The 3,967-nt window shown below is 44.5% G+C and carries 3 protein-coding genes; all 3 read left to right on the top strand.

The features are described from left to right. Window positions 1-2,547: hypothetical protein (locus F6K20_RS27695; RefSeq protein ID WP_287296817.1), on the top strand; the 2,547-nt coding region annotated here is incomplete at its 5' end. Between the two features lie 47 nt (window positions 2,548-2,594). Beyond that, a complete protein-coding gene (locus F6K20_RS27690; RefSeq protein ID WP_287266617.1) occupies window positions 2,595-3,137 on the top strand; it encodes a hypothetical protein in 543 nt (180 codons plus the stop codon). Window positions 3,138-3,376: 239 nt separating this feature from the next. Beyond that, window positions 3,377-3,892: a hypothetical protein gene (locus tag F6K20_RS27685; protein ID WP_287250939.1), complete on the top strand. Its 516-nt coding sequence runs from the start codon at window positions 3,377-3,379 to the stop codon at window positions 3,890-3,892. Window positions 3,893-3,967: the final 75 nt, after the last annotated feature.

Raw genomic sequence — 3,967 nt, 5'->3', positions numbered from 1 at the left:
TACCAAGTAACTGAAGATGACCAAGTAACTGAAGATGACCAAGTAACTGAAGATGACCAAGTAACTGAAGATGACCAAGTAACTGAAGATGACCAAGTAACTGAAGATGACCAAGTAACTGAAGATGACCAAGTAACGAATTTACCGGTCTATTTTTCCCAACCCAAGCAGTCCTTGCTGTATCAAGCATCAACGTTCCAGGATGAAAACCAAGACCCCACTGATGATCCCCTCACGTTTTTGGAGGTTCCCGTTACAGGACTGCCAAGGGGAGAATATTTACCCTTGTTTCCCTATGGTGGAGTAAGTGGAACCCTGGCTCACTATCAGCAAATGGAGGAACAAATCCTCAATCCCCAGCGGCGCAAACAAATTAAAATTGTTGCTGAAACGGACACCACTCAACTTACCGGTGACACTCAAGGAATACTAGGAGCCGGGACATCTAGTCCCCAAGCATTCAGTGCCTTGAGTAGATCAGCTACCCCTGACGCTCAGGCCATGACAGCTGCTGCTGCTAGCTCAACAACGGAAACCATCACCGGTACAACGTCCCTGGGATTGTTGGCAACTTATTCCTCTGATTATCAAACCCTCAATAGCCTATTACTGGCAAAGGATACCGACAATGAGGATGTGAGTTTGCAGGACTTAGAACGGGGTTCATCCCTCCGTTCAGCTTTCCAGTCCAGTCAGATGTTCCTGGTGATCACTGACCCGAGTTCCCTAAAAACCTTTGATACCAATGAACCTCCTCAAGTTATCAAAGAGCATTTTCAGAACAACCAACTAACTATTAAAGGGTGGACCTTTGATCTTAATCCAGACAATTGGCGACAGGGCACAGGGGATAGTGATACGGTCTTACTGTTTAAGTTCCTAGATAAGCCCCTGATTGATATTCTCAAGGATACCGCCCTGTGGGAACAACCGGAGGTATTTGTCGGGACGGCAACTGATGCCGAGGAACGGGTCAAAGAGATTAAAGCAGTGCGCGATCGCTTAGTGACATTCTTTGAAAATGCGATCGCAACCGCAGAGGACCCCAATGCTGCTGAAAAAGACCGGGATAATGCTGCCCCTCTAGCCCGGGTTGGCAGCAGCACCTTTTGGTCAGGGATGATCGCATTAAATGTCAAGCTGCCAGAGGGGACAGGACTGCCTCCAGACTTGAAAGCCCTAGAATGTGGCATACAAGACCAGGATAACTTCTACGCTCAGTATGTCGGGAGTAATGGCACCCCGATTTTGCCCCAAAATGGGCAATTGGTAGCGGAACAGTCTTCCCTGTTTGGATTGCTGGACTATCAAGACAACTCCGTGCCAGAAACCGGTCCCTTGGGCTATGCCTTCCAGGTGGCCAACTTACGGGTGCAGTTCCAAAATTCACAAATCACGGCATTTTCCAGTCAGGTCAATCTTACCCTAGATAAACTCTTTGACGAAGCTACCCAATTACTCAATAGTCGCTCAGGACGGAATATTGTCATTCTCCAGGGCTTTACGGAAGAACACGATGGGGTGATTACCTATAGCTTTAGCTTTAGCGGCGAGAACTATTTTGCCCTACCCGATAGTCATATTCTCAATAATGTTGACATCGTTAAGGCCACTTTTTCCACAGATCCCCCAGGTAATGATACTACACTCACCATTGGACGATTTACCCTCTGGGGCCGTCTCAATTTCCGTGACCTAGAGACCTTTGATGGATTATCCTTTGGGTCAGATACTTCCCTGTCCGATGAAGTTTTAACTGCCAGCAACCTGGTCAACCGCAGTGCCCGTGCCTTGGAAGACGATTATCAAGTAGGGATTGATACTCTCAATCAAGCATCAGCCGAGTTGCAGCAAAAACTGGATGAGCTAGCCAAGAACGAACAATTCCTGCAGTTTTCAAAGCTGAGTATTGTGATGAACTGCAAGCATACCAATGGTACCCAGGATATCACCTTTAGTGTGGATCCCAGCGAAATTGCCTTTGATTTGGCTCGCAGTAAAGCCCGCCCCCATAGTCTCTACAGCAAATTTCCCCTCAAGCTGACTAACTTCGTCTATCTCGACCCTGCTCAACCCGATAGCAAGCCTCAAGGGTATCTTACTGTGAAGACTCCCTTGGGCAGTGGTTCTATGCCCGACAGTGGCTTTGGTTTTAACTTCGAGTTTAATTTGGGTAGTCTGGGGGCATTGTCGGGATCGGCTCAGTTTGTGGTTAATCTCTTGATTATCTGGGAACCCAATCAGGATGGTTCCCAGGAGGGAGCAACAACCTTTGTGGGATTGAGACTACCGGGAATTGGTGGGGATGTGCTCGGTTTTCCTCTCCAGAGTGTACTGAAGCTGTCCTTCAAGACGGTGGAATTACTGGTTGATTCGACTAGCACTTCTGGTACAGCTTACTTGTTGAAAATCAAGAAGGTTGCCCTTAAGTTTTTTGTCCTCTCATTTCCCCCCAATGGACAAACCGAAATTGTTATCTTTGGCAATCCTGATGCCACTGATAGTAATGATGCTGTTGGCTGGTATGCGGCCTATGCCAAAGGTTAAGGCTTTAAGCAATAGGTTTAATTTAAGTTAGATCAAAAGGAGATACGATGGCAGAGGAGAAAATCCCCAATTATGAACAGATTAACGATATTCCAACGTTTATGGAGGAAGTACAGACTACCTATAGCATTACTGAAGAATTGCCCATCACCTTATCTGAAAATCATCCATTATCTGATATGTGGGCAAAAACGATTACTGTTACGGAAGGGACATCACCGGATCCTTGTTATACGGCTACTGGATCAATTAATGATGAGTTCCCCTTCAATTTTGCCCAGGATTTTCCCTTTGATATTAAAGATTTCAGTTTTCTAAGCAACCAAGATGTTGCTCCTGAACTGGCAATGAAGTTGAAGATTGATGTCTTCCAACCTATCCCGGAACCTGAAGATAGAAGGGGGATTAAAGTTACCGTATTTTCGGTACCCCAATCGGATGATTATCCCAATGGTGTTATTGTTAAAAAAGGCTTAACCTTTGTGGACGAAAATGGCAATCCTGTGGCTGATGATAATCTATCGACCACAAAGATTCCAGAAGAATCAGTGGTGCCACCGGAAGCTGAAGTTAAGCTCGATCAACTATAGCCTTTGTATCTCGGTTGTAAACACACAAATTGCTGAAAAAGGCAAGAGGCAAGAGGCAAGAGGCAAGAGGCAAGATGGGAAAGATATCCGGAGTTTTATTGCCCAATAAAAAAAATACCTCTTAGGTTTACATATCATTTATATATGATATATAATTCAAGGGTAAATGTCTAATTTATAATTGTTGTTGTAAATTGATAGTTGTTGAAACTAAATATTTTTGAATAAGGAGCAAAAAAATGTCAGAAACTAAAGTATTTTTTGGTGTTTCTCTAGAACTGGCAGGTAAGACAATTTCCCTAGAACCTAAAAATGCCATTACTGAGCTGAAAGAAAAGGGAATTGAAGTTGAACTTCCGGCAGGGGAGAGAGTCTACCTTGGTACGGTTGGTACCTCTCTTGGTAGTATTATGGGGAATCTAGGTATCGCAAGCGAAGAGGCTGATTTTATAGTGGACGAAGATAAGGCTCGCGAATCAAATGGCACACTGAAAGAAGGAGCGATCGATCCGAATTTCTTGCCCGATATAGCTGTCTTACAGGATGCTGCTAATCTCCTTCTAGAAGCAGGTTTATATGTGGATGAATTTCATGTCAGAATACCCGGTGCCGCCACAAATGGAACAGTAGCCAAAGACAAGACAGCTTACACTGTTGGACTATCAGCAGAATGGCAAGATGATGCCGGTCAATTAATAGATGGATTAGACCTCAAATTAAGGGGGATCTATTTCAAAGTTAGTAATGAAGAATAGCGATAATTTATAGCAATTCTCAGAGTGATGAGGACAAAGGTTATCCCTTTAAGGCAATAGGCAATAGGCAATAGG

Source organism: Moorena sp. SIO2C4, assembly GCF_010672485.1.
Classification (GTDB): Bacteria; Cyanobacteriota; Cyanobacteriia; order Cyanobacteriales; family Coleofasciculaceae; genus Moorena; species Moorena producens.
This window is presented reverse-complemented; position numbering and strand designations above follow the sequence as displayed.

Excerpts from the sequence above, each read along its gene's own strand:
- F6K20_RS27690 (WP_287266617.1), top strand. The coding sequence starts at position 2,595 with ATGGCAGAGGAGAAAATCCCCAATTATGAACAGATTAACGATATTCCA.
- F6K20_RS27685 (WP_287250939.1), top strand. The coding sequence starts at position 3,377 with ATGTCAGAAACTAAAGTATTTTTTGGTGTTTCTCTAGAACTGGCAGGT.